This is a genomic window from Pedobacter sp. (assembly GCF_040513095.1).
Taxonomy (GTDB): Bacteria; Bacteroidota; Bacteroidia; order Sphingobacteriales; family Sphingobacteriaceae; genus Pedobacter.
This window is the reverse complement of sequence record NZ_JBEVDX010000173.1, coordinates 23,234-49,796: the sequence shown is the minus strand read 5'-3', so window position 1 is coordinate 49,796 and position 26,563 is coordinate 23,234. Positions and strand designations below refer to the sequence as shown.

Here is a 26,563-nt window from a genome sequence, read left to right as displayed (position 1 = left end):
TACTAGCGCCTTCATCTCCTTGCAAACGGTGTACAAAAAGGTGCTGGTCTTTTGCAACTTTGAATTGCTGTCCTGCTATATTTACTATTGCGTACATTGTTAAATAATTAGTATTTTAAATTGTTTATTTTTTATCGAGGTGCAAATATAGAATATATATTTATAAAATCATAACGATTTCTATTTCTTGCTGTATCTTTCTTCAGCATCATTGATAGTTTGCTCTACAAGGGTCTTCATCTGGCCGGCAACAGTAGCCAGTTTAGGAATATCATTGTAATCAGTCAGGTATACCACCTTCTTTGTTTTACGTTTGTATTTAAAGGTAAAGACATACCGCAGCACCTTCGACTTGTTCAGATCTGTTTCTGCATTGGCAATCAGGTCAGGGAAGTTCCAGTATCCCAGCTCGTTCATCTTGTTGTGCAGATAAATGATATCATTCTGCCTCAGTTTGACATTGGTTTTGATCAGGGAATCATTTTTATCGAGGTATTCATATCTTCCGGTAGCGGAATCATAAATATTAGGCATGTCATTGCCAGCACCCCACTGGAACTGGAAAGACACAAACTCGTCTGATCTGAAAGGGGCATTCCTGATAATCGGGGTGTAATAGATAATACAATAGCCCAAAAACGGAAGGACTATGGTCAGGAATAAAAATATTTGTTTTGCTCTGGTACTCATTATATGTAGTTAAAAAAAATTAATCCTGGGCTTCTGAAAGCTCGCCCTCCCACTTGCTCACTACGGCAGTAGCAATGCTGTTTCCAATCACATTTGTTGCAGACCTGCCCATATCCAGCAGCGGATCTATCCCAATCAGCAGGGCCAGCCCGGCTTCAGGAATATTAAATGTGGCAATCGTACCTGCTATCACTACAAGGGATGCCCTTGGTACGCCCGCAATGCCCTTACTGGTTAACATGAGGATCAGCATCATAGTCACTTGCTGCTGGAAAGACAAATGGATTCCGTACGACTGCGCAATGAACAAGGAGGCGAATGTCATATACAACATAGACCCATCCAGGTTAAATGAATAACCAAGCGGCAGTACAAAACTCACGATCTTATCCTTACAGCCAAAACGCTCCAGCTGAAGCAGTGTCCTGGGGTAAGCAGCTTCACTGCTGGCAGTACTAAATGCCACCAATACCGGCTCCTTCATCCTGTTCATCAGGTTAAACACCCGTCCTTTAAGGATAAGGTAACCGATCAGGATCAGCAATAACCATAACATCAGCATACTGGAATAAAACTCCCCGATAAATAAGGCATAGGTAGACAATACGCTTAAGCCCTGTTTGGCAACAATAGCCGCCATGGCACCAAATACCGCAAAGGGTGCAAAGTTCATCACATATCCGGTAATTTTAAGGATTACATGGGCAACAGAATCAAAAAATTCAATGATGATTTTGCCTTTCTCTCCTATCGCTGCCGTGGCAACACCAAAGAAGAGGGAGAAAACTACGATTTGCAGGATCTCATTGGTGGCCATTGCTTCAGTCATGCTCTTGGGTACTATATGCGAGATAAAGTCCTTTACTGAGACTGCTGCTTTTTGTATACCAGTGTCTGAGTGACTGCTTGGCAAAGGCAGATGCATGGCCTCGCCGGGTTTAAAGATGTTTACCATAATCAAGCCCAGTGTGAGCGATAATAAGGATGCACTAAGGAACCAAAGCATTGTTTTGCCTCCTATCCGTCCAACAGCTTTGATATCCCCTACTTTGGCAACACCCACTACAAGGGTGGCAAAAACCAGCGGCGCAACAATCATTTTGATCAGCCGGAGAAAGATATCACTTAATAAGGTAAGGGGTTCCAGCTTCTTTTCCCTGATGGTCTCGTTTTCCCTGCGGACCTTTAACGCTTCTTTCTTCTGTATATTTAACTGCACATAACTTACTCCGGAAGTATCTTTTATTCCCCCCAGCTGCGTGTCAATACTTTTAATCTGATTATCAGCCCTCAGGATATTGGTATTATAGGCATCAAATGATTTTACGTTAAGAACGTAGCCCAGGATGACGCCCAGTATCAATGCTAAAAATATAAAAAATGTTAACTTGTTGTTTTTTGACATTGGTTGTGGATGTGGAGGTTTGAGAGCGTAAAACTACAATAATAAACTTATTTAGTAAAGATTGTGGAAAACGCGGGAAAAAACTATCCCTGCCTGTAACAATTCGGTACCAAACACGTCATACACACATAAACTAAAGCAGATTGGATCAGAAAGACCTCTTATTTAAGCAAATCTTCGACAGTAATTCCAAGAAGATCTTCCATTTGTGCTATGGATATACGGGAGATGCTGATGCGGCCAACGACCTCTTGCAGGAAACCTTCCTGAAAGTATGGCAGAATATGGATAAGTTCAGACAGAAATCGCTCATCTCCACCTGGATCTACCGTATAGCTGTAAACACATGTCTGACCTATCTCCGGTCTGAAAAGAGACAGGCAAAGGATGAGCTGACAGAAACACTTATCGAAAGCAAAACGGAAGAATACTCCGAAAAAAATGAGCAGATCGCTCTTTTGTACAAATCTATATCCAAACTTGAGGAGAATGACCGTTTAATTATTACCATGGTGCTGGATGAACTTCCCTACAACGAAATCGCAGATATTTCAGGGATTTCCGAAGGAAATCTCAGGGTTAAAATTCACCGGATTAAACAAAAACTCACCGAATTATACAATCAACATGCAAGACTTTGAAAATATACAGTCCCTCTGGCAATCGCATTCTGTAGAGCTGAAAATCTCTTCGGGTGAGATGCTGGACCAGGCAAAAAAAGAAGTAAATGCGATACGTACCAAATCGCTGCTTAACATCGGGGGAATGCTGCTTTCCTTTATTGCCATCAGTGCAGCGCTGATCTACTTTGAATTCGATGCCTGGACAACAAATCTCGGTATAGGCATCATCGTGCTTGCGGTGGCAATTTATACCTTTTTACTTTACCGTGAGCACCGCCTGATCTCCCGTAATGATTTTACAGAACATCCGGGTGCTTTTTTAGCTAAGCTGCATGAATACCAGCTCAGCAGATTTAACCTTTATAACAAGCTGTACTGGTTTTATGTCGCTGCAATTTCGATAGGATTTGTCCTCTTCTTCTTTGAAACCCTGCATAACCTTGGCCTCTGGACACAGCTTTCCATTTTAATTTTCACTGTACTGTGGATGGTCTTCTGTGCGACAATCCTGCGCAGGGCTTTTATGAAAAAAGAGAAAGAACGCATTGATCTCCTGATTGAGAAATTTGAAAGAATCAGTGCACAGTTCCAGGAACAGGCATAAAGCGGTAAATCTTTATTTCGTGATTTCGTCTATTGAAAAAGTGTTCCCCCGTAAGCGGTAAAGGAGCATTTTTTCAGAACCGTTCTTTTGTGCGGTATCTGTAGAATTTACTATTGGATAGGACCTGAACAGTTCCCCGTTTTTGATCGTATATTTATCATTTCCGGCATAGGTCTTTTTAGCCCTGCTGCTCAGTGCAGGAAAGCTGATCTTGTTAAAGCCGCCGTTACCATATTCATATACATTGAGGTCCCGGATAGTTTTTTTGCTCAGTAACTCGATGTATAACTCAGGGTTACCGTCATTGTCAAGGTCCATATTCCAGGCATCAGTGATGATCCCTTCGCGCTCAACGGATAAAGATTTGTAATTGTTCTTAGTTGAATCAGACATCAGCAGCAGGTAGCCACCAATACTGTCTACTCCCTTGCCCCAGCTTACTACTTCAAAGTTAAGTCCCGGTTTAATGGCAATATCTTTATAAAAGGCAAAATGATCTGCATTCTTATTCACTGGGGATTTGTCTTCCCCGGCATTTTTTGCAGGTACGGTTTCTTTGTTATTACAGGCAAACAAAAACAGCAGCCCCACCAAAAGTGCAGACTGCTGTGAAATATATTTAAATGGCTTCATCCTCTTTTTTGTCAGCAATTTATGCTAAAAAAGATTTTTAACCAAATTTAAAATCTTACTTAGCTTCATTATTAAGCGGTGTGGATGTAACTACACTGCGCTTGCCGGTTGAAGTTATTACGATAGTTTTCAGTTCAAGTTTCTTCCCTTTTGGTACAGTTACTTTTAAAGGAGCTTTAACTGAGTTGGAAACTTCAGATGGGCGTGTGCCGTCCAGCGTGTAATATACTGTTGATCCGTTCACCGGCGCTTTAAGTGTAAAAGTACTCTCTTCGCCATCAATTTGCTTGTCAGACTGACCAAGTGGTGTAGGCACCCAGAAGTTCACTCCCGCCTTGTCCAGACGTGCAAGATGCAATGGAATGCGCTCTTCAGAGAAGTTTTTAAAATCTTTTCTGGCAACCGGGCTCCAGGCGATCTCACTTAAGGCCATCATCCTTGGAAAAACCTGGTATTCCAGCTTTGCATCATTCTCTACATATTCTGTCCAGATGTTTGCCTGTACGCCTTCAATGAATTTCTTCTGGTCGTCTGAAAGTTCAGCAGGAACAGGATCGTAAGAATAAGCTTTTGAATATGGCGAATTTCCACCGATATTTACCGGTTCATCAGGTGATGACGACTGTGCATGATCAACATACAGTCCATTTGTTCCCGGTGTCATGATTACATTGTGGTTTAGCTTGGCAGCAGCAATGCCCCCCTCAACTCCGCGCCACGACATTACAGTAGCATTCGGAGCCAGACCACCTTCAAGAATTTCATCCCATCCAATGATAGTACGGCCCTTTGTATTGATATATTTTTCAATGCGCTGAATGAAATAGCTTTGCAGTTCATGCTCATCTTTCAGGCCTTTTTCTTTGATCAGCTGCTGGCAGAACGCTGATTGTTTCCAGTATTCTTTCGGACTTTCGTCGCCGCCAATGTGGATGTATTTTGATGGAAATAATACCAGAACTTCATCCAGGACATCCTGTATAAATCCAAAGGTATATTCTGATGGTACAAATACATCGTCAAATACCCCCCATGTCTGCTGTACCTGTTTGCCTTTTCTCGGGCCAGACCAGGGTGCCTTCGGGTCGATATAGGTATCTCTCTCCGGAAAACAGCTCAGTTGCGGATAAGCAGCGATAGCAGCAGAGGCATGGCCTGGCATTTCAATTTCCGGAATTACATTAATAAACTTGCGCGCAGCATAGGCTACTACTTCTTTTACTTCAGCTTGTGTATAGTAACCTTTCACAGGCATATTATCTGCGGCAACTCCCGGATGATGTCCTATGACGCTGCCTGCCCTTACTGAACCTACACTGGTTAACTTTGGATATTTCTTAATTTCTATTCTCCATCCCTGATCATCAGTTAAGTGCCAGTGAAAGTTGTTTAGTTTGTAAGCAGCCATCAGGTCAATATATTTTTTCACAAAGGCAACAGAGAAGAAATGCCTGCACACATCAAGGTGCATTCCACGGTATTTAAATCTCGGATAATCCTGAATTTTACTTGCAGGGACATCGATTTCCTGGCCTTTTTTCTCAGGCATCATCTGCATCAGCGACTGTACTCCATAAAATAATCCTGCTCCTTTACCGGTAACTTTGATCGTTTTTGCATTTACTTCCAGCAGATAACCTTCTTCAGGAAGCTGATCTGCACCTTCAGAGGTCAGCAGAATCGCACGTTCACCATTAGCTGCACTTTTCGGCGTTCTCAGCGCAAAGCCACCATTACCAGTAATAAATGCATTGAGCATATCCGCTGTTGCAGCGTTTGTTGTTTCATTCGAAACAAGCACAACTGTTTTATCCAGCTTAAAGAAACCCGACTGCCGTTCAACAGACACAGGCGCAGGGATGATCCCCAAATTTGCATCTGTCTGAGCGCTCACACTCAGTGTTACAAATGCCAGGACTAGTCCTGAGATAACCTTCTTCATAGTTTATAGTTTTTGTTTATATTGATTTTTTCTTCCAGTCTGATATCCTGTGAACCGGCTCCTACCCTGAGGGTAAAACTTCCGGCTTCAACCACCCTTTGCAATTGCTGGTTAAGCAGGCTCAGGTCCTTTTTATGCAGTACAAAGGATACCGTCTTTGTCTGCCCAGCTTTAATTGTTACCCTGCTGAAAGCCTTCAGCTGCTCCACCGGGGTAACAACAGATGAAACATCATCCCGCAAATACAATTGTACCACTTCATCGCCGTCCCGGCCGCTTTCATTTGTAACGTTTACACTTACATTCAGGCTCAGGTCATCAGCCTCTGCTACCTCTGCTTTGAGGTCGCTATATTTAAAGCTACTAAAACTTAATCCATATCCAAAACTATAGAGCGGACTTGCCGGGCCTTCCACATAATCATGTTTGGAGGAGTTCTGGTAATTATAATAAACAGGCAGCTGCCCTACAGATCTTGGAATTGATATAGGTAACCTTCCGGCAGGGTTATAATCACCAAACAGCACATCGGCAACTGCATTTCCACCTTCCTGTCCCGGGTACCAGGCAGAAACTATGGCAGGTACATTTGCTGACGGCCAGTTCAGGTTCAAAGGCCTACCGCCGATAAATACAAGGATTACAGGTTTACCTGTTTTTACTACAGCTTTTAAAAGCTCCAGTTGTTTGCCCATCAGGTCCAGCGACTGCCGGTCAAATCCCTCACCGCTTTCCATATCACTCACATTCGTTGTGGCCTGACTTACCGTAGCGGCTCCGGTACTGATATATTCTGTTTTAAAATCACGTGCACTGGAACCTCCCAGTACAACAACAGCCACATCAGATTGCGCTGCAGCAGCTACTGCGTCAGCAATATGAACATCAGCTGTATCCCTGATTGCACAACCTTTTACGTAGTTTACCTTTGCTGAAGGCAATTTTCCTTTTATGCCTTCCAGAATGGTAACTATTGCTTTAGGATCCTGCGGAGCCGTATAATCACCCAGCTGGTTATAGATATTGTCAGCATTTGGTCCGATCACGGCGATAGAACCTATATTTTTCTTTAAAGGAAGAGCGGCTGACTCATTTTTCAACAGGATCACCGACTCCTGTGCTACTTTACGGGCAAGTGCTACATTAGCAGCATTCCTCACAAATTTCTGAGCTGCTTTAGGATCTGCGTATGGATTCTCAAATAATCCCATCTCAAACTTCTGCGTAAGGAGGCGGCCAACGGCTTCATCAATTCTTTGCTGAGAAACCCTGCCCTCCTTCACTGCCGTAATCAGGGGAGCAGAAAAAATTTGTCCGCCCAAATCGTTGTCCAGTCCTGCATTCATTGCAAGCGCAGCAGCATCAGTATTATCAGCCGCTACGTGTTGCGTAGATACCAGTCCGTCTATACTTCCCAGATCAGAAACTGAAAAACCTTTGAATCCCCATTGTTTATGTAAAAGCGTATCCAGCAGGTAAGGGTTGCTGCTGCATGGAATACCATCTACAGAATTATAAGCAGCCATGATCGATAATGCACCAGCTTTAACTGTAGCCTCAAACGGCGGCAGATAACTGCTGATCAGTTCTCTTCTTCCCGGATTGATTAAACCTGCATTGTGCCCACCTTCAGGCGCGCCATAAGCGGTAAAATGTTTCAGCGTGGAAATAATGTTTACCCCGCTGTTCAGCATGTTATTTACTCCCTGGAATCCTTTTACCATGGCTACGCCCATTGTACTGTTCAGGAACTGGTCTTCTCCGTAGGTTTCTTCTACGCGTGACCATCTTGGCTCGCGTGCAAGATCCAGTACCGGACCGTAGCCTATATGTGCGCCCTGCAGTCTTGCTTCTTTGGCAATTGCTGTAGCCATCGACTGGATCAGCATCGGGTCCCAGGTGCTGCTCTGTCCTATGGAGGTAGGAAAAACAGTGGTCCCGATTGCCATATGCCCATGCGGACATTCTTCGGCGATAAATACAGGTATCTGTAACCTGGTATGATCTATAATATATTTCTGCAGGGCATTTGTTGCCAGTGCAGATTTATAAGGGTCAAGGCCTGTTTCCAAAGTCTTCTGTGTCCATGGGTCTGCTCTCAGCGTGGCCCATAACATTCCTATCTGCTGCGCTTCCGCAGCCTTCTTAAATTTATCGGAGGCCACTACTGTGCTTCCTTTTTTCTCATACATTTCCCATCCCAGCAGAGTAGAAAGCTGACCGACTTTCTCTTCGAGGGTCATTCTGCCTAGCAGGTCTTTCACCCTGTCAGCTACTGCAGCTTTGGGGTTTTTATAAAGCGGGACTTCTTTTTTTTGTGCAGAAACCAGTGCAGGACTGCCTACAAAAAAGAGAACTGGCAAAAGCCAGTTCTTTAATTTATTTTGTTTCGTAAACATTTTTGGTAATGGGTTTTTGGGTTTAAATCAGCAGGTGCGGACGTTCCTGGTAAACTTCCCAGAGAAATTCACCAAAGATTGTATTCGTCCATGCAAACCATGCCCTGGTAAAAGTTTCCGGATGATCTTTTTTATAGGATTCATGCATAAACCCTGTGCCGGCGTGGCTCTTTTTCAGCCATGCGATACACTGTTTAATTTCTGCATCGTCAGAACTTGTTAATCCCCTGGCGATAATGCTCAGTGGCCAGATCATGTCCTGCTGTTCTACATGGGGACCACCGATTCCTTCGCTTTCCACACCTTTGTAGAAGTATGGGTTATGCTCAGACAGCGCAAATTTACGCGTGTTCTGATAAACAGGATCTGTAGCTTTTACCGCGTTCAGGTATGGCAGGGCCAGCAGACTTGGTACATTGGCATCATCCATCAGGTTTACGTTACCAAAACCATCTACTTCAAATGCGTACATTTTACCGTAAACGGGATGTTCAACGATAGCATATTTTTGAATAGCGGTTTCTACCTCCAGTGCCAGAGCAGTCAGTTCTGCGGCTAATGCAGCGTCCTTATGTACTGCCGTTACCAGCTCAGCAATTTGTCTTAAACTCACTACAGCAAACAGGTTTGATGGCACCAGAAATGGAAAAACCGTTGCGTCATCACTCGGTCTGAACATCGAGCAGATCAGGCCCACAGGTTTTACCGGAAAACCGTAACCAGCCATAGGTAAACTATCAGTTGGTTTTGCAGTTTCACGCTGGAAAGTATAAGGTCCCAGACCTGTTTTGCGCTGTTGCTCCTTGAACGTTTTAACGATAAGCTGTATTGCTTTTTTCCACTCAGCATCAAATGGAGCTGTATCTGATGTCAGCTTCCAGTAGTTGTAAGCCAGACGCATGGTATAACACAGCGAATCGATTTCCCATTTGCGCTCATGTACACCAGGCTGCATCTTTGTATGATCACTCTGCCACTCACTTTTCTGCTCACCAGTATGGTAAAAAGCATTGGCATAAGGATCTTTCAATACATAAATAGTCTGACGGTTAATCACACCTGCAATCAGGTCCTTCAGCTTTGTATCTTCCTTCATAAAAGAAAGGTATGGCCATACCTGTGCAGAACTGTCCCTCAGCCACATGGCGTCAATATCTCCCGTGATCACATATGTATCAGGTCTTCCATTGGCAGTAGTATAGGTAACCGTTGTATCAAGCGTATTTGGAAGGCAATTATTAAACAACCAGCTCAATTCCGGATCTGTAACATTCTTCTGGAATTTTTTTATTGCTTTTTCTACAGCAGGGCTGCTGAATCTTCTTTTGTTCACCGGTACCCTAACATTGGGATATGCCAGTTCAAAAGCACTCAGGTCCTTACTCAGAAGGAGCCCTGCAGTAAGCAGGCCGGTGTTGGTAATAAAGTCTTTTCTATTCATCTGTATTTGGTTTTTTTCTGATTATATAACAGGCTGGCTCTTCAAGGCCGGAACACTTTTTCCAACTTTGCATCCTGTGGTAGCATAATAAAAAATGTATATGTAACAAGGAACCATAATCCAGTATGCCTGCTGCGGGTTAACAATGTCTGCTAAGGCACCATAACACAAAGGAATTACTGCTCCTCCGGCAATACCCATAATCAACAGGGAAGATGCCATCTTGGTAAATCTGCCCACTCCGTTTAAAGCCAGCGGCCATATCGCAGGATATACCATTGAGTTGGCGAAACCTAACAATGCGATAAACAGCACAGATACATAACTTGTAGTGAAAATGGCCACAAGGGTTAATACCACACCCAAGGCTGCAAACCACTTCATCGCATTTTCCTGGCTCAGGTATTTTGGGATACAAACAATACCAACCAGGTACCCGAGGATCATTCCGAGCAGGGTAAACGAAGTAAAGAACTTAGCTGTAGCTAAAGGAACTCCCTGGTAGGCACCATAACTGATTACAGTATCACCCGCCATTACCTCTACCCCTACATAAAGGAACATGGTAAGTACACCCAATAACAGGTGAGGAAATTGAAATACACTGGTTTTACCTGCTGTAGCAATAGATACTTCTTCATCTTCTTTATCCGCATCAACTTCCGGAAGCGTAGAAAAATAGATCAATACTGCCAGTATAACCAATACCACGATGATTACTGCATAAGGCAGGATCACTCTCGAAGCCAAAAGGTTCAGTTCAGCAATCTTTGCTGCCGGGCTCATCTGGGCAAGGCGTGCATGAAAACCGTCTGCATCTTTCAGTGCTATGGCACCTAAAATAATCGGCGCGATTGCACCCGCTACTTTATTACAGATCCCCATCACACTTATTCTTTTGGCGGCACTGTCTGCCGGGCCCAGAATGGTGATATAAGGGTTAGAAGCGGTTTGTAACAATGCAAGTCCCGTACCCTGAACGAACAGTCCCAAAAGGAAGAGTGCATAAGTACGTGTCAGCGCTGCAGGGATAAAGATCAATGCACCAACACCCATCACTACCAGCCCTAAAGCCATTCCGTTTTTGAATCCGGTCTTGTTCAGCACACTGGCCGAAGGAATCGCCATCACCAGGTAACTGATATAAAAAGCGAAAGCAACCAGGTAAGACTCAAAGTTGTTGAGCTCACATGCAAGCCTTAAATACGGGATCAACACCGAATTTAACCAGGTTACAAATCCAAATACAAAGAACAGCGCACCAATGATAAATATGGGCTGGATTCCTTTTTTTACTGTTGTAGTCATTTAAATGATTATAAAGAATGAGGTTAAACTAGAATTTCCATTTTACGAAAGCTTCCATTGCTTCGTATTCTGCCAGACCGAGCTGATCATAAGCTTTGGCAGTTTCCTGCGTACGTGCTTCTGCCCTTACCCAGAATTCTCTGGAGTCGTCTCCAGGGAAGACAGGAAGGTCTTTTTGCGACTGGTGTTTGAAGATCGCCAGTCTTTTTCTTTCTACCTCTTGTGGAGAAAGCGGAACGGCCATTTCAATTTCGTGGGTTTCAAACTCATGCCATGCACCTCTGTACATCCACAACCAGCAGTCTTCTGTCCAGCTTTCTGTTGCACGCAACCTGATCATGGCTTCAACGATAATATTGAAACACACTTTATGCGTACCATGCGGGTCTGCAAAGTCACCTGCAGCAAAGATCTGCTGTGGTTTTACCTGCTGTAAAAGTTCCATTGTCTGCACGATATCATCCTCATAACTCACGTTTTTCTGGAATTTACCCCTGTCATAGAAAGGAAGGTCCTGGAAGTGTATACGGTCGTCAGTTAATCCTGCAAACCTCGCACCTGCAATAGCTTCCCCTTTTCTGATCAGTTTTTTAACTGTGCGGATCTCTTCTGGATCTGTTTGATTCGGCAGTTTTTTGCTGATAAAGTCACGCATTTCGTTATAGGTAGCGCGCAGTTCAGAAGCACCTTCCGCTCTTGATTCGGCAAAATCTATATTGAATTCCATGAACCTCAGTACATCATCATCCCAAACCGCAGTGTTACCTGAAGTCTGGTAAGCCACATGCACCTCATGCCCCTGGTCTGCAAGGCGGATGAAAGTACCACCCATTGAGATCACATCGTCATCAGGGTGTGGTGAGAAAATAACCACACGTTTTTGTGCAGGCTGTGCACGTTCCGGACGCTGGCTGTCATCTGCATTGGGTTTACCACCCGGCCATCCGGTAATCGTATGCTGTAACTTATTAAAGATCTGAATGTTGATATTGTATACCGGGCCGCGTTCTGTTGCCAGCTGCGCCATCCCGTGGTTGTTATAGTTATCTTCAGTTAGTTTCAGGATTGGTTTGTTCAGCTCTTTAGCCAGCCAGATTACTGCTTTGGTGACTGTAGCATCATTCCACTGGCAGTCTTTAACCAGCCATGGTGTATCAAAACGTGTCAATGAAACGGCTGCGTCCCCGTCAAGAATAAATTCCACATTAGGAGAAAGCTGTAAGAAAGTTGCCGGTACATCAGAAGACAATTCACCTTCAACTGCTTTTTTCACAATCGAAGCTTTTTTCTCGTTCCATGCCATCAGGATAATTTCTTTGGCTTTGAAGATGGTACCAATACCCATAGTGATTGCTTTGGTAGGTACATTTGCCACCCCTCCGAAATCACGTGAGGCATCTCTTCTTGTCAGGTCATCCAGTGTAACCAGACGTGTTCCTGAGTTCGGTGCAGAACCCGGCTCATTGAAACCGATGTGTCCTGTTCTGCCAATACCCAGCAGCTGCAGGTCAATACCGCCAAATCCACTGATCTTTTGTTCATACTTTAAACAGAAGTCCTCGATATCTTCCCTTGCCAGCTCACCATTCGGAATGTTGATGTTTTCAGCAGCGATATCAATGTGGTTGAAAAGGTTTTCATTCATGAAACGGACATAACTCTGGTCTGCATCAGGTTTCATAGGATAGTATTCATCCAGATTGAAAGTAACCACATTTGCAAAACTCAGCCCTTCTTCCTTGTGAAGACGGATAAGTTCTTTATAAACTTTTACAGGAGTAGCACCGGTTGCCAGACCCAATACAGCCTGTTCACCTTTTTCCTGTTTTGAAATAATGAGTGAAGCGATCCTTTTTGCTACATCAACGCTTGCAGTTTGTTCATCACTGTATACGGTAACTGGCAACTTTTCGTATCGGGTCTCTTCCAATAAATTTAATCTGGACATGTTTATTTGAGTATTAGGTTATCTATGGATTTATTTGGATTGTTTGTTCATTACCAGCGTAGTTTGTTAAAGTCAGCGTTGGCATAGCGGCTCCTTTTTCAGGAGTATAGTCAATAATAACCTTTTTTTCTGCTCCCGGAAGAACCGAGAAATAGTTATCATCATAAAATACTGGCAATATTCTTTTCTTCGTTTTTGAATCTACAAGGGAGATACGGTTGAAGAAATTTACCGGGCCGTTAGCAGCATTGGTTAAAGTTACTTCGATCTTTCCGTTTTTCAATTGTTTTGCCGTAGTTTTAAGTGGCGAAGCTTTCAGTTCATTCAAACCAGAATACATCCCTTTTTCATCGGCGAGCCAGTATAGGTTATCACTCAATACTTTTTTATCTTCATCAAGCAACTGCATGGAAAGGAAAGACCCTTTTTTTGCAGACAGCTGATCGATCATTTTTTTGAATGATCCGATTTTCTTGTAGCTGGAAGGGTCCATGAAAGTGAACACCTGCGTGATCATCGTTTCCTTACCCTCCATATCAAAAGATTTGATCACCAGCATCATGCTGCGTTTAGCCTCAAAGCCATTGTTTACTACATACACCATTCCATCTTCCTGGTTATACATAGAGTGCAGTGATTCACTTCCTGAGCGCAGGCCGAATAAACAGGCATTGGGATCAAGGTAGTAATCATACATCTGGCCACGCATCGATGTCCATGGGTTTTGTGTTTTCCAGATGATCACACCCGTATACCAGTCCCACATATGTGAGCTGAAACCTTCCATTAAACCTCGGTACTGGTCATAGTTCACCAGCTGTGCTTTTAAGGCGAAATCGCCGATGCTCGTTGGTTTACCGTAAGGCAGGATATGGTCTTCATAACCTACACCCAGGTAATTGTGGTAATCCCATACAGAATCTGCTTTCTCTGAAGGGCCTCCCGGCTGGCGTTTGTCTGCAGGAATAAACTGCGGCGCTACCAGGCTTGACTTTGGCAGGATACGCTCCAGTGATTCCAGATCGCCTACACCTACAGAACCTACTTCGGAGTTGAACGGCCATGTTCTTGTGTTCCAGAAGGTGGAAATTTTCTGAATGCCATAAGGTCCGTCCCCATTACCACCAAGTGTATTCCTTGACATATCGTCTGAGTTTGAATAATCTACAAACCAACGGGTACCATCCAGTTCCGGAAGCAGCTTGTCCCTTAAAGGAATCAGGATATCTTCCGGTGGTGTGATCTCATTTCCGCCGCACCATACTGCCAGCGAAGGATAGTTTCTGATCATCTTGATTGCATCAGCGGCACATTCCAGAAACAGGTTGTGGTCATCAGGATATTTCCTGCGTGTCCACTGATCTTCAGATTTCATCGGATCCAGCCAGCGTCCGTTTGCGTCGCCAGACATCCAGAAATCCTGGAATACCAGCATTCCGTATTTATCACAAGCTTCAAAAAACTCAGGTCGCTCTACCAGTGAACCGCCCCAGATCCTGATCAGGTTGAGGTTCATATCACGGTGGTACCTGATTTCAGCATCATATCTTTCCTTGGTTAAGCGCAGCATCGCGTCAGACATGATCCAGTCGCCACCTTTAATAAAAATTTTCTGACCGTTTACGCTGATTTGTTTACTGCTGGTAATGCTGTTCCATTCTGTTTGAATTTCCCTGATACCTACGCTTACCGACTCACTGTCAGTAACCAGTGTACCTTTTTCCTGGAAACTGATTTTAAGGTCATACAAATCCTGTTTACCGTATCCTGCAGGCCACCATAATTTCGGATTTTTAAACACCAGGTCTGGCATTTTAATTTCCGCAGCAGCATTGGCTTTTAGCAATACACTTTGCATTACCTTTTTACCGTCAATCACATACACTAGGTTTCCGCTTACTTCTTTCGCCGTTGAATTTTTCAGTTCGGCAGAAACTTTAATAATTGCAGGCTCCTGTGTTCCGTCAGCTTTTCTTTTGCCGGGAACAAGAGTAACCACATGCGGGTTATCAAGGCTCACACTACCTGTTCTTTCGATAAAAACTTTATCCCAGATACCAGTATTTCTGTCCCTGATCGGACGGATCCAGTCCCAGCCAGCTGTATACTGCGAACCTACCCCACGGGCGATGGTACCATCACCACCCTGACCGCCATTCGGGTTACCTACTACATCCGGTGGATGTACAATTACGGCCAATCTGTTGCTTCCTGTTTTGGAAAGCAGTTTGGTTATATTGAATGATTTTCTCAGGTACATTCCTTTGAATGGAGCGGCATTTACCTTTTTTCCATTCAGAAAGATATCACAGCTGTAGTTGATCCCTCTGAATTTTAACCATACCTGGCCATCAGCAGCAGGTACAGCTTCTTTGAAATCCTTTACAAACCAATAGGTATAATAGTCTCTTCCAACTTTATACACATCGGGAATAAGGTTATTATTCATCCCGAAATATGGATCCGGTACTTCTTTGTTAACCAGCATTGTGGTCAGTACCGTTCCTGGCACAACCGCCTTTTTCCAGCCTGAAGTAGAAAAATCACTCGTTGATATATCAGTTCCCTGAGCTTTTACCTGGGTAGCTGGCGAACACAGCCATCCGGAATTAAGTTCATACTGATCCTGGGCAAAAAGCTGTCCTGCTGTTGTCAGCACTACAAGCAATGTACACAGGTATTTTAGGGATTTAATTTTCTTAAACATTATAAATTGTATATAGTATTGAGTTATTGTGTTACTGAATATGGTCTGTCCGCCTGTTTTATACCCCACGTTGCAGAAGGTTTAGCGCCCATAGTAATTGTCATTGCTCCACCTTTAACCAGCTCGCTGTGCAGGATGTAGCTTTTTGTATAAGGTTTTCCGTTCAGTGTAATTGACTGGATATATTTATTTGTTTTACTGTTGTTTTTTACAGAAAGGTTGAATGTTTTACCATATCCTACTTTCATCGTGGCTTCATTGACAACCGGGCTGCCGAATACGTACATTCCGTTTGAAGGATTCTCAGGATAAAATCCCAGTGAGGAGAAGATGTACCAGGCAGACATCTGACCTACATCTTCGTTACCGCTTAATCCATCCTGTTCATCATGGTAAAGATTCTCCATGATGTATCTTACTTTATCGGCAGTTTTATAGGGTTGGCCTACATAGGCATACATATAAGTAATATGATGACTTGGCTCGTTTCCATGTGCATACTGACCAATCAGTCCGCTGATGTCCGGAGATGAAGAAGCACCCATATCACCTTTTGCCGCAAACAGGGAATCCAGTTTAGCAGTAAAAGGTTTCTGTCCGCCCAGCAAACCGATCAGGCCTTCCACGTCCTGCGGTACCAGCCAAAGGTATTGCCATGCATTTCCTTCAGTATAATCATCCTGACGGTGGATTGCCTGAAAAGGGTTGAAAGGAGTTCTCCAGGTATTGTTTTCAAAGCGGCCTCTCATGAAACGGCTCTCTTTATCAAAATAGTTCTGGTAGCTTTTTCCGCGTTTGATCCAGTAGTCATAATCCGCTTTATTGCCACGGTTTTTAGCTACTTGTGCTACACCCCAGTCGGCAACCGCATACTCCAGTCCCATTGCAACAGACTCTACAGTGCTGTCAGCAGGAATAAAACCATGTTGCTGCAACAGGTTAAGTCCGCGTTCTTTTCTCATACCTGTAGCTTTCAGTGCTTCATAAGCAAGGTCTTTATCAAATCCTTTGATGCCTTTGAGGTAAGCATCTGCCACCGTGATCATCCCTGGATTGCCCACCATACAATCAGTTTCGTTGCCCATCAAATGCCATACCGGTAACCTGCCCTGCTGCTGGTAAATTGCCAGCCAGGTGTTTACCATATCCCCTGCTTTTTCACTGTTGATCAGCGTTAGCAAAGGCATTGCAGCCCTGTAGGTATCCCATAAAGAGAATGTTGTATAATTGGTGAAAGGGGCATTTTTATAAACTTTTTTATCCGTACCCATATAGTCACCGTTCACATCATTGAACAATGAAGGAGCGATCATGGTGTGGTATAAAGCGGTATAAAAGATTTTCATTTGTTTAGGATCATCACTCTTGATGACTACCCTGCTCAGTTCCTTATTCCATTCTGCATCAGCTTTGGCCACCTGAGCGGCGAAGTTCCAGCCCGGAATTTCAGTTTTCATATTCAGTTTCGCATTTTCTACGCTTACTGGCGAGATTGCAACCTTCAACTGGATCGGGCTGCTGTCTTTTGCATCAAAAACAGCCAGACCTAATACCCCTTGCGCCTTCAGTTCGGTACCGGCTTTGGTAACAGTGCTGTCAGATACAGAGAATTTTTTGATCGGTCTTGAAAATACAGCAGTAAAATAAATCCGCTGGTCTGCTGCCCAGCCTTTGGAAGAACGGTAACCGGATATTGTAGTATCATTTTCCTGACGGATGAAAGTTTCCACTGGTGCATCCCATCCTATACCCTGTTTCAGGTTGATGATAATCTTAGGCTGCTGTCCGGCAGGAAAAGTATATTTGTGAAAGCCTACTCTCTTGCTGGCAGTCAGCTCAGCTTTAATGCTATATCGTTTAAGCATTACACTATAATATCCTGGCTTAGCGGTTTCATCTTTGTGAGAGAACAAAGAAGTAAAACCACTTTGCAGGTCGCCGGCTTTACCTTCAGTCATTTTCACATCACCGGTTACTGGCATGACAGAGATGTCTCCCAGATCACCAATACCTGTACCACTGAGGTGTGTATGGGAAATTCCAGTGATGGTAGAATCACTGTAATGGTAACCTGAACACCAGTCCCAGCCCGTAGACAGATTCCTTATTCCAAGCTGCACTGCACCAAAAGGTACGTCTGCACCTACAAAGACGTGGCCATGGCCGCCTGTTCCGATAAAAGGATCAACATATTTAGTCAGTTGCACAGAAGATTTAGTCTGTGCCAATGCCTGACCGCTGATAGCTGCCAGGATCAGTGTACCGCCAAGCATCAAACTTTTTACAGGAAGATGAAAGCGCTGAAGTGTCATTTTAAACATAATTATAATTATTGTGCAGGGTATGAAAATGCCAGTGCACCGTAAACAGTAGTATTATTTTTTATTGATTCCGGAAGATGAACTTTGACTGTTGTGCCGCTCAGCTCCCATTTCACCGGTTGATTGGTATTGAGCAGGACCATTTTGCCACCTTTTTTCGGTGCATTGCCATTCCATTCAATTGTAGTTGCAGGAAGCTTTTCCTTGAAGGTGTAAATAGCGTTTTTGGTCAGCTTATTTTTGCTCTCGGTAAACCAGGTATTTCCCTGGTGATAATCAGGAGTAATCCTTGTGCCGTAAATAGCTTTGCCATTGGCTTTCATCCATTTGCCTATCTCTACGAGACGCTGTGTAGCAACCTCTGGGAATGTCCCGTCAGGTCGTGGTCCAACTCCAAGCAGTAAACTGCCTCCTTTTGCAACCACCTCTACCAGCGAGCTGATCACCTGGTTTGGTGTTTTGTACTGGTCGTTTTTCACAAAGCCCCAGGCGTTGCCGAGTGTCAGGCAGCTTTCCCATGGATGGTCCTGTTGTGTTTTGGGAATGGTTTGTTCCGGAGTCTGATAGTTTTCGTAAGGGCCATGTACCGTTCTGTCTACCATCAAAAGACCAGGCTGCGCCTCTCTTGCCATTGTGGCAATCTTAGGCATGTCGATCTGCTGGTCCCATTCAGGAATAGCAGCACCCCAGCTTCTCACCTCATCGTTGACGGTTTCGAGCGGACGCACCCATCCTCCGTCCAGCCAGAGAATGTCTATAGAACCATAGTTATGCATCAGTTCGCCGATCTGGTTATAGGCAAAAGTTTTAAACTGATTCCATCTCCATGGGTACTTTCTGATATCGTAATTTGTGTTGCGGTCTGGGGTCGCGTATTTAGACCACCAGAAATATTGAGAATGCCAGTCCGGTTTGGAGAAATAGGCGCCGATCATAAAACCCTGTTTTCTGAATGCATCGAAAACATATTTAGCTACATCAGCTTTGGGATTATTGGCGAAGGGGCCGGAGGCAATATTGAAGTCGGATTGTTTGGTGTCAAACATCGAGAAGCCATCGTGATGTTTGGTGGTAAAGATCATATATTTCATACCAGCATCTTTACCTGCTTTTGCCCATTGGTCTGGGTTAAATTTTACCGGGTTAAACTCTTTGCTGAGTCCCCAGTACCACTTTTTGTAGTCTTCATAAGCTACTGTACTATCTGGACGCTCGATCCAGCTTTCATTGCAAAGTTCCCAGGATTCTATAATTCCGGGGACAGCATATAGTCCCCAATGGATGAGCATTCCGAACTTCTGGTCCTGCCACTGATCTAATTTTGTTTTTACCGCCTGATCTTTGGGCCACTCATAAATCGTAGATTGTTGGTGTACGCCATTCTGGGCCTGTACTTTTACAGATAGCAGTATTAAACATACAACTACCCAATTCATTTTTTTCATCTGAATATATCGTTTTTCAATGGTCATGAAGCTTGCATAAGATTGTTCAGATTTATTATAAGTTGTAATCTTATGCAGGTTTCATTACTTATTTTTTAGCTTGATGAAACTAGCAGTTCCTGCTGATTTTTCCCATGAGCGTTAAGGAACCTGTTAAGAAGCCTTAAAATATCTCATTTTGACAGCTTATTTTACGTTAAATAGTGGTCCGGTGCAAATAAGCCTGTAATATCTTAAAAAAAAAAGAAACAACTCCTACCGAAATACTATTATTTGAATTTTCATCAAAATAATTGCACAACGGCAGGAGTTCTTTCTATTTATTAGTTAGCTACGTCCCACCAAACCCTTGAGGTAAGGAAGTCGCCGCCAGTTAAAGTTGCAACAGCAGCAAGATAGTTGGTGCCGTTAGCAGTTCTCTCTGTTTGAGGATAGATCATCCTTCTTGGAATTGTACCGTTAGTTACGTTACCTGTATAGTTTACCGGAGTAAGTACAGGGAAACCAGATCTTCTCCAGTTAGACCAGCTTTCGATAAAGCTAAAAGTAGCATTTTCATTAGCCCAGTATTGTTCGTTGATCATTTTTAATTCCTGACCGGCAACCAAAGGATGAGCAGCTGCAAAGGCAGCAGCAGTACCGTCAGCAATCGTTGCAGCAGTATTGATTTGTGCCAATCCTGTTAATGAAGCAGTTAATGCACTCGCGTAATGCGTAGCGGCATTTGCACCTACTGCCCAGCCGCGGAAAGCAGCTTCAGCAAGCAGGTATTCAGTTTCAGCATACGAAAGCGTGATGATTGGTGCGTTTTGTTGAATAAACACAGCAACCCTTGGTCTTGAATAATTACCCAGGGCAGCTACATCACTACCTGTACCTGAAGCGCCCGGATATCCCGCAGCACGTGCGATATTGGTAGCCCCTTCACCAAGATCATAGCCATTTGGCATACCAACCTGAACAGCAGCAGTATTGTCACCTACTAGGGTGCTGTTTTTGTTGTTTACCGCACCCGGAGCAGAAATTTCTGCGATAGCACTGATACGTGGATCATTAGATGCTTTCAGGAAGTTGATGAAAGTCTGGCTCCATCTAACCTGCTGGAAATCGTCAGTTACCAGTAGCGCACCAGTACTTGCATTTCTTGTATCGTCGAAGTTACCATCAGTTTTGAAAATCATATTGTCAGCATTGCTGGCCATTACACCACCTGTGTAAGCTCTCTCTGCCCAGGTTTTTGCTGTAGCAGGATCAACTTTAGTTAAACGCATAGCTAATCTCAGCATCAATGAATAACCGGCTTTTCTCCATTTTGCAACATCACCGGAGAAATAAGTATCACCAGTAACCGTTCCTGCTGCCGGATCAAGGGCAGTAATAGCAGCCTGCAGGTTAGTTAGCAATGCTGTATAGATAGCCTGTTGAGAATCGTACTTAGGAGTAACGTTTCCTGCCTGAGCCATTAATGCTTCAGAAAAAGGAACTGCACCGTAAGCATCAGCAATCCTTTGGAACAAGAAAATCTGATTGATTTTCGCCACCTGGATTACATTTCTGAATTTACTTGCATCCTGAGCAGTACCAACTTTAATGGCCTGGTCCAGTTTACTTAATGCAGTGTAACCTTCATTCCAGATCCTTGCCTGGTAGCCGATAGTACCGCTTGTATTTACATATTTATCACCGTTTCCGTAGTAACCTAAAGTACTTGCCAGACCCTGGATTGCCATAGATTGATATAGTAACTGGGTATAACCGGTATTTGCGTATCCAAGCTCACCGGAGGTAAGCAGGAAATTTGGATCTGTATTTGTAATTGTACCAGCTTTCGGGTCAGTATTTGTTTCGCCAAGATCTTCTTTAGAACAAGACGAGGTAATTACTACCGCAGAAAAAGCCAGGTATGTTAATATTTTTTTCATAGCTGTCTATTTAAATTTGAAGTTAACATTGAAACCATAAGTTCTTGTGAAAGGCAATGCTCCGCCTTCAACACCTGCAAGGGCAACTTGTGAAGAGAAAGTATTCTCAGGATCAATATTATCAGTATGTTTCATGATTGTGAATAAGTTACGTGCTACAAGGTTAACGCTTATAGAAGAGAATGGAAGTTTACCAAGCATGTTTTGTTTAAACGTGTAACCCAATGTAGCCTGACGGAATTTGATAAAGCTACCGTCTAACACTGCAAGACTATTCACATTCTGCATTAAGCCGGTGTAATAGTTCTGAGCGCCTACATTTGTAGTATTTACTGAGCCATCTTCTTTTACACCCTGAGCAACAACACCACCATCACGACCTGGCAAAGTAGCTTTGTTTAATCCATAAGTATAAGAGTAGAATTCAGTTGCCGAAAGGATTTTGTTACCGAATCTATAATCAATCAGGAAGCCCAGGTTCCAGTTTTTGTATTGGAAATCGTTATTGAAACCACCATAAATTTTTGGAAGACCAGATCCCTGTGGTTTAAGATCACCACGCAGCGGAATACCATTGGCACCAATTACAATGTTTCCATTGGCATCATATTTATAATCGTAAGCCATGATCTGAGCTACACCGTAACCTTGAACAACTCCGATATATGCATCACCAGGTCTGTAAGTACCAGTGTTTAACGGGGCGTTTGTACCGCCGTCAATGCTCAATACTTCTGTCTTAACATTGGTAAAGTTGAAGCTTGAATTCCAGCTGAAATCATCAGTTTTAACCGGTGTACCGCTTAACATCACCTCAATACCTGTATTTTTTGTCGATCCCAGATTCACATATCTCGACTCAAATCCTGAAGCTACAGAAGTTGTTGCCTGAACTACTTCACCCTCAGTTTTTCTTCTGAAGAATGCAGCATCAACACCAATCCTGTTGTTCAGGAATTTCAATTCTGTACCAAACTCAATTTCTGACAATGAGTATGGCTTCAGGTTTGCATTCGGCAAAATATTGCTGAAGCTTGCTGCAGTTGTACCGTTGATCGAATTTCCGATAGTGTAATATTGCTGGGTCAAATAAGCTTGTGCCGGCTCACCGCTGGTTTTAGCATATGACGCACGTAATTTACCAAAACTTAACGGCTCCCAATTTGTCAGCTGTGAGAAAACAAAGCTGGTTGATACTGATGGGGTAAAGATACTGTTTTGATTAACTGGCAGTGTAGAGAACTGATCGTAACGGCCGGTAGTACTCAGCGTTAATAAGTTTTTATAAGTGAAATCGGCAGTATAATATGCAGACTGCGTTTCTCTTGCGTTATAATCGTAATTAACGTTTCTCGTTCTAAGGTTAGAAGGTGTGTACAGATATGGAATAATGAAACTGTTACCACTTGAACCTGTTTGTTCATAAGTTGCTTTACGGTAGTTTCCTCCGGCACTTGCACTAACATTAAAATCCTTTACAACTTCTTTGTTGAAACTTAACAATACGTCAGTGTTCATCTCTGTTCTCTGCGCCTGTGAAAGACCATTTAACTGACCTAAACCACTGTTAGAGTAAGCTGTTCCATAAGGAGTTACCGAAAGAGAACGGTCATTAGTAAGGTCATAACCTAAACGTGCCTGTAAAGACAGGTAGCTTGTGAAAGCATATTTGGCAGATGATACCGCAATAAAACGTTTACGGGAGTTATCATTTACCAGCTGGCTGGTTACAAAATAAGGATTAGTCACGTATGAGTTATCATTCCAGCTCATCTCCGCACCGGTTACTGTATTGTATCCCGGAGCCAAAGTTGTTACATCTAAACTTGTAGGCAGGAATTGAACAGCATAGTTAGCGTTTAATGGTGAATCACTCAAATAAGCTTTGTTTTTGTCCTGCTGATCGATATAGTTGGCAACCAGGTTAAAAGATAACTTGTCTGTCAGCTGCTGATTAGTACTGAAGTTGAAAGTTTTTCTTACCAGGCCACTGTTAGGCAACACCGATTTTGCATCCAGATTAGCTGCAGAAAAACGGTAAGTTCCTTTTTCGCCACCACCTGCTATAGAAACACTGTTAGTGAAACTTGGGGCAGTACGGTAGAAAGTACTAACATTATCGGTTACGGCTGAATATGGGTGAAGCTGACCATCAGCAGCAATAGTTTGCGCGCCGTCTAATTTCTCTCCCCATGAATACAGGCCAGAGCTGATAGCAGAATTTTGGTTTGTTGGTCTTGCACCTTGCTGTCCCTGACCATATTCGTATTGGTAGTCAGAGTTATCTACTGCTTTATCAAATTGTAAGTTGGCATTGTATTCAATTTGTACTCTGCCTTTTTTACCTGATTTAGTAGTAATGTTGATTACACCATTTGCAGCTCTGGCACCATATAATGCAGAAGCAGTTGATCCTTTCAGAACGGTCATGCTTTCTACGTCATCCGGGTTGATGTTGGAAAAACCATCACCACCGTCAGATCCGCCATACTGGCCTGCACCTGTTCCTCTTTGGGAGTTGTCGATCGGCACACCGTCGATAACGATCAAAGGAGTAGTACTACCAGTAAATGAAGTAGCACCACGGATATTCAACCTTGCAGAAGCACCAGGACCACCACTTGTACCCCCTACACTTAAACCTGCCACGCGGCCGCTCAATGAGTTGGCAATGTTTGATTCCCTTGCTTTATCCATAGTTTCGCCGCCAACTTTAGTTACAGAGTAACCTAATGTTTTCTGGTCTTTGGTGATACCTAAAGCAGTTACAACAACCTCATTCAGGTCGTTTGCATTTGGTTTGATACTTACGTTAATTGTAGTTCTGCCATTAACAGGAATTTCCTGTGATGCATAACCTATATAAGATACTACAAGGACTGCATTATCGGGTACGCTTAAAGAGAACAAACCTTCAGCATTTGTAGTAGCACCACCTTTACCACCTTTAACCTGAACAGAAGCACCAATTACCGGTAAACCTGTTTCGTCAGTGATTTTACCTTTTACAACGATATCAGCTGCTTTTTCTCCAACCGGAACAATTACGATCAGGTTATTTGCCAGCATATTGAATGTAAAGCCGGTATTTTTAAGGGTTTCATTTAAAATGAAAGGAACATCTTTGTCAGTAACATCTATACTGATAGTTTTTCCTGCTGGGATTTTACGGTTACTGAACATGAACCTGTACCCTGATTTGGCTTCAATCTGTGCAAGTACATCAGTAAATTCTGCAGAGGTCACTTTTACAGAGATTCTCTTTTGTGAGTATACACCGGCAACTGCACTTAGATTAAGTGTAAGCAGCAGTCCGCATGTAACTTTAATTATGGCCATTGATTTTGCTGGCGCATTTTTTGGTACTGCGCGTTTTAAGCGCGATAAAAATTTCATACTAGTTATTGTTAGCGTGATAATTCAAGCTTCCGTCTGGAAGTTAAAAAATAGACAATTGGTTTTTTGCTCGATTTGGGAATGGAATACTCCCGCATGTCATTGCTTACGTGGAAATCTCTCTCATATGATCTGGGTTAGTTGTTTTTTATTTTGTTTATAATAGTTGTGCTTTGATTAGAAAATTCTGATTGCAGAATCATTTATGGTGTAATTAAACTTTTCTGTGAGCTGGAGAGCTTTAAGCGCTTCCCCTATATTCTCTTTTTCTATGATGCCGGTAAATCTCAGTTGTTTTGGGTTCTCGTTGTCGAAGCTGATATCTACGTTATACCATCTTTCCATACTTCTGGCTAACGTTGAGAAATCTTCATTTTTGAAAGTCAGTTTATTATTTGTCCAGGAGGTTTCTATAATGGTAGCATGATCAGGCTCAAAATAGGTCAGCTGTCTCATGGAAGTATCAATATCTGTACTGTTCAGGGCTCCCCTCCTCTTATCACTACGAGGATTTCTGAACACAAGTTTTTGTGAGGGTTTTAAATAGATCTGTTTCTTTGATGGATTGTTCAGGGTAACAGTGATTGCACCATTGAGCAAAGTGGTTTCGGTAAGGCTTTCATTGGAGTAAGCTTTTACATTAAAAGTTGTGCCCAGTACTTTAATGTCCATATCCTTGGTATGTATTATAAAAGGGTGAGCCGCGTCCTTGCTCACATCAAAAAAAGCTTCTCCAATCAAAAACACCTCTCTGGTAGAATCAGAAAAGTGAGACGGATATTCTAACCTGCTGTCGGCATTAAGCCTGATCTCTGTTCCGTCTGTTAATGTAAATACAGAGCGGACTCCCTTTGGTGTCTCTTTAATAATAAGTTCTTTTCTATAGGTCAGAAAACTATGGTATACAAAAAAAGTACAGCAGAGGATCAATAAGCCTGCTGCTGATTTGGACATCCAGTCCAATAATGGCGTAGCGGATATTTCATCCTCTATATTATCTTTATTATCCGCATGCTCCGGAAAGTCTTCCTCACCAGTTTCACCCTTCTCTATTTTTTGCTGAATTCGTTTAAAGAGCGAAGTGCTGTCATATTCCACCTTATGGCTGTTAGACCAGTAAGCTCTCAACAGATCCTCTTCTTTACGGTCATAAAAAGGCTCCCCACGTAAGTAGATTAATTCGCGCTTCTCATCCACTGTGATTTCTCCAGTCAGATCTTTGGTAAGCAACTCAATAAACCTATCTTTTTCCATTCAGTATCCTTTTAAGAGCGTTCACCTATATAGACACGGAACTTTTATAAAATGCTTACAGGAAAGTAAAATAAAATTGGTAAGGTTAGTGTATTTTGAACACTTAGCATGATTTTGAGTATTAAAAATCTTCACACAAGGCCAATTCAACTAAAAAAGCATTTTTTATAAGGCGGTTTACATTAGTAAACTTGTAAAAACCAGAAAAAAACTAGTTTTTCGAACGGAATTATATTTGAAAAAAGAGAAAATATAGTCCGGTTATGTGATTTTAACATTTTTTATATAAAAATGCTGGTGAATATCTTATTTTATATATCAGTTGCTATAAAAAGAAAGGGAATCTGCATCTGTTAAAATAAGCTATATGTTGCCGGGGCTGCCTGCTGCTGAAGGGCACGAGAATGCCCCGGCACCATATAGCTTATTTTTTTGAAAAGATAATCCAGGGGAATTTACAATCCACCGCGCTGCAGATAATCCTCAGATAAAGATGTAACTATCTTATTCAGCGAAGCCGGAGGA

The 26,563-nt window shown here is 42.9% G+C and carries 17 protein-coding genes; 2 read left to right on the top strand and 15 right to left on the bottom strand.

Annotated elements, in window-relative coordinates:
• The 3 genes from ABWY16_RS19235 to ABWY16_RS19225 all read right to left on the bottom strand — a co-directional run.
• The coding region (locus ABWY16_RS19235; RefSeq protein WP_353906290.1) for a bL21 family ribosomal protein at window positions 1-97 on the bottom strand (97 nt) is incomplete at its 3' end.
• An 83-nt stretch (window positions 98-180) separates the two neighbouring features.
• Entirely contained in the window at window positions 181-690 is a 510-nt protein-coding gene (locus ABWY16_RS19230; protein WP_353906288.1) for a hypothetical protein, read from the bottom strand.
• Window positions 691-709: 19 nt separating this feature from the next.
• Complete coding sequence (locus ABWY16_RS19225) at window positions 710-2,095, bottom strand: dicarboxylate/amino acid:cation symporter (RefSeq protein WP_353906287.1); 1,386 nt, start codon at window positions 2,093-2,095, stop codon at window positions 710-712.
• Between the two features lie 143 nt (window positions 2,096-2,238).
• On the opposite strand from ABWY16_RS19225, the gene ABWY16_RS19220 reads away from it, so the two are divergent.
• Window positions 2,239-2,736 (top strand): RNA polymerase sigma factor, encoded by a 498-nt coding sequence (locus ABWY16_RS19220; RefSeq protein WP_353906286.1) that lies wholly within the window; start codon window positions 2,239-2,241, stop codon window positions 2,734-2,736.
• On the top strand, window positions 2,723-3,322 hold the full coding sequence (locus tag ABWY16_RS19215; protein WP_353906285.1) for a hypothetical protein: 600 nt from the start codon (window positions 2,723-2,725) through the stop codon (window positions 3,320-3,322). Before ABWY16_RS19220 ends, ABWY16_RS19215 begins: the two co-directional genes overlap by 14 nt.
• Before the next feature lie 12 nt (window positions 3,323-3,334).
• Here ABWY16_RS19215 and ABWY16_RS19210 read toward each other — a convergent pair whose 3' ends face one another.
• The 12 genes from ABWY16_RS19210 to ABWY16_RS19155 form a co-directional block, all read right to left on the bottom strand.
• A complete protein-coding gene (locus tag ABWY16_RS19210) occupies window positions 3,335-3,955 on the bottom strand; it encodes a hypothetical protein (protein WP_353906284.1) in 621 nt (206 codons plus the stop codon).
• Between the two features lie 55 nt (window positions 3,956-4,010).
• Window positions 4,011-5,897, bottom strand: a complete 1,887-nt coding sequence (locus ABWY16_RS19205; RefSeq protein ID WP_353906283.1) for a beta-N-acetylhexosaminidase — start codon at window positions 5,895-5,897, stop codon at window positions 4,011-4,013.
• The gene (locus tag ABWY16_RS19200; RefSeq protein ID WP_353906282.1) at window positions 5,894-8,296 is read right to left on the bottom strand and encodes a glycoside hydrolase family 3 C-terminal domain-containing protein; all 2,403 of its coding nucleotides are present in this window, start codon (window positions 8,294-8,296) and stop codon (window positions 5,894-5,896) included. The genes ABWY16_RS19205 and ABWY16_RS19200 overlap by 4 nt, the downstream gene beginning before the upstream one ends.
• A 22-nt stretch (window positions 8,297-8,318) precedes the next feature.
• Window positions 8,319-9,737, bottom strand: a complete 1,419-nt coding sequence (locus tag ABWY16_RS19195; RefSeq protein ID WP_353906281.1) for a glycoside hydrolase family 125 protein — start codon at window positions 9,735-9,737, stop codon at window positions 8,319-8,321.
• Window positions 9,738-9,758: 21 nt separating this feature from the next.
• Window positions 9,759-11,045, bottom strand: a complete 1,287-nt coding sequence (locus ABWY16_RS19190; protein WP_353906280.1) for a sugar MFS transporter — start codon at window positions 11,043-11,045, stop codon at window positions 9,759-9,761.
• A 28-nt stretch (window positions 11,046-11,073) separates the two neighbouring features.
• Window positions 11,074-12,993, bottom strand: a complete 1,920-nt coding sequence (nagB, locus tag ABWY16_RS19185) for a glucosamine-6-phosphate deaminase (protein ID WP_353906279.1) — start codon at window positions 12,991-12,993, stop codon at window positions 11,074-11,076.
• Window positions 12,994-13,015: 22 nt separating this feature from the next.
• The gene (locus ABWY16_RS19180) at window positions 13,016-15,700 is read right to left on the bottom strand and encodes a glycoside hydrolase family 2 protein (protein WP_353906278.1); all 2,685 of its coding nucleotides are present in this window, start codon (window positions 15,698-15,700) and stop codon (window positions 13,016-13,018) included.
• Between the two features lie 23 nt (window positions 15,701-15,723).
• Entirely contained in the window at window positions 15,724-18,021 is a 2,298-nt protein-coding gene (locus tag ABWY16_RS19175; RefSeq protein WP_353906277.1) for a GH92 family glycosyl hydrolase, read from the bottom strand.
• 8 nt (window positions 18,022-18,029) lie between these two features.
• Window positions 18,030-19,466, bottom strand: coding sequence for an alpha-L-fucosidase (locus ABWY16_RS19170; protein WP_353906276.1), 1,437 nt, complete (start codon window positions 19,464-19,466; stop codon window positions 18,030-18,032).
• Window positions 19,467-19,789: 323 nt separating this feature from the next.
• Complete coding sequence (locus ABWY16_RS19165) at window positions 19,790-21,388, bottom strand: SusD/RagB family nutrient-binding outer membrane lipoprotein (protein ID WP_353906275.1); 1,599 nt, start codon at window positions 21,386-21,388, stop codon at window positions 19,790-19,792.
• A gap of 6 nt (window positions 21,389-21,394) precedes the next feature.
• A complete protein-coding gene (locus tag ABWY16_RS19160) occupies window positions 21,395-24,784 on the bottom strand; it encodes a SusC/RagA family TonB-linked outer membrane protein (protein ID WP_353906274.1) in 3,390 nt (1,129 codons plus the stop codon).
• A gap of 177 nt (window positions 24,785-24,961) precedes the next feature.
• A complete protein-coding gene (locus tag ABWY16_RS19155) occupies window positions 24,962-26,038 on the bottom strand; it encodes a FecR family protein (RefSeq protein ID WP_353906273.1) in 1,077 nt (358 codons plus the stop codon).
• Between the last annotated feature and the right edge of the window lie 525 nt (window positions 26,039-26,563).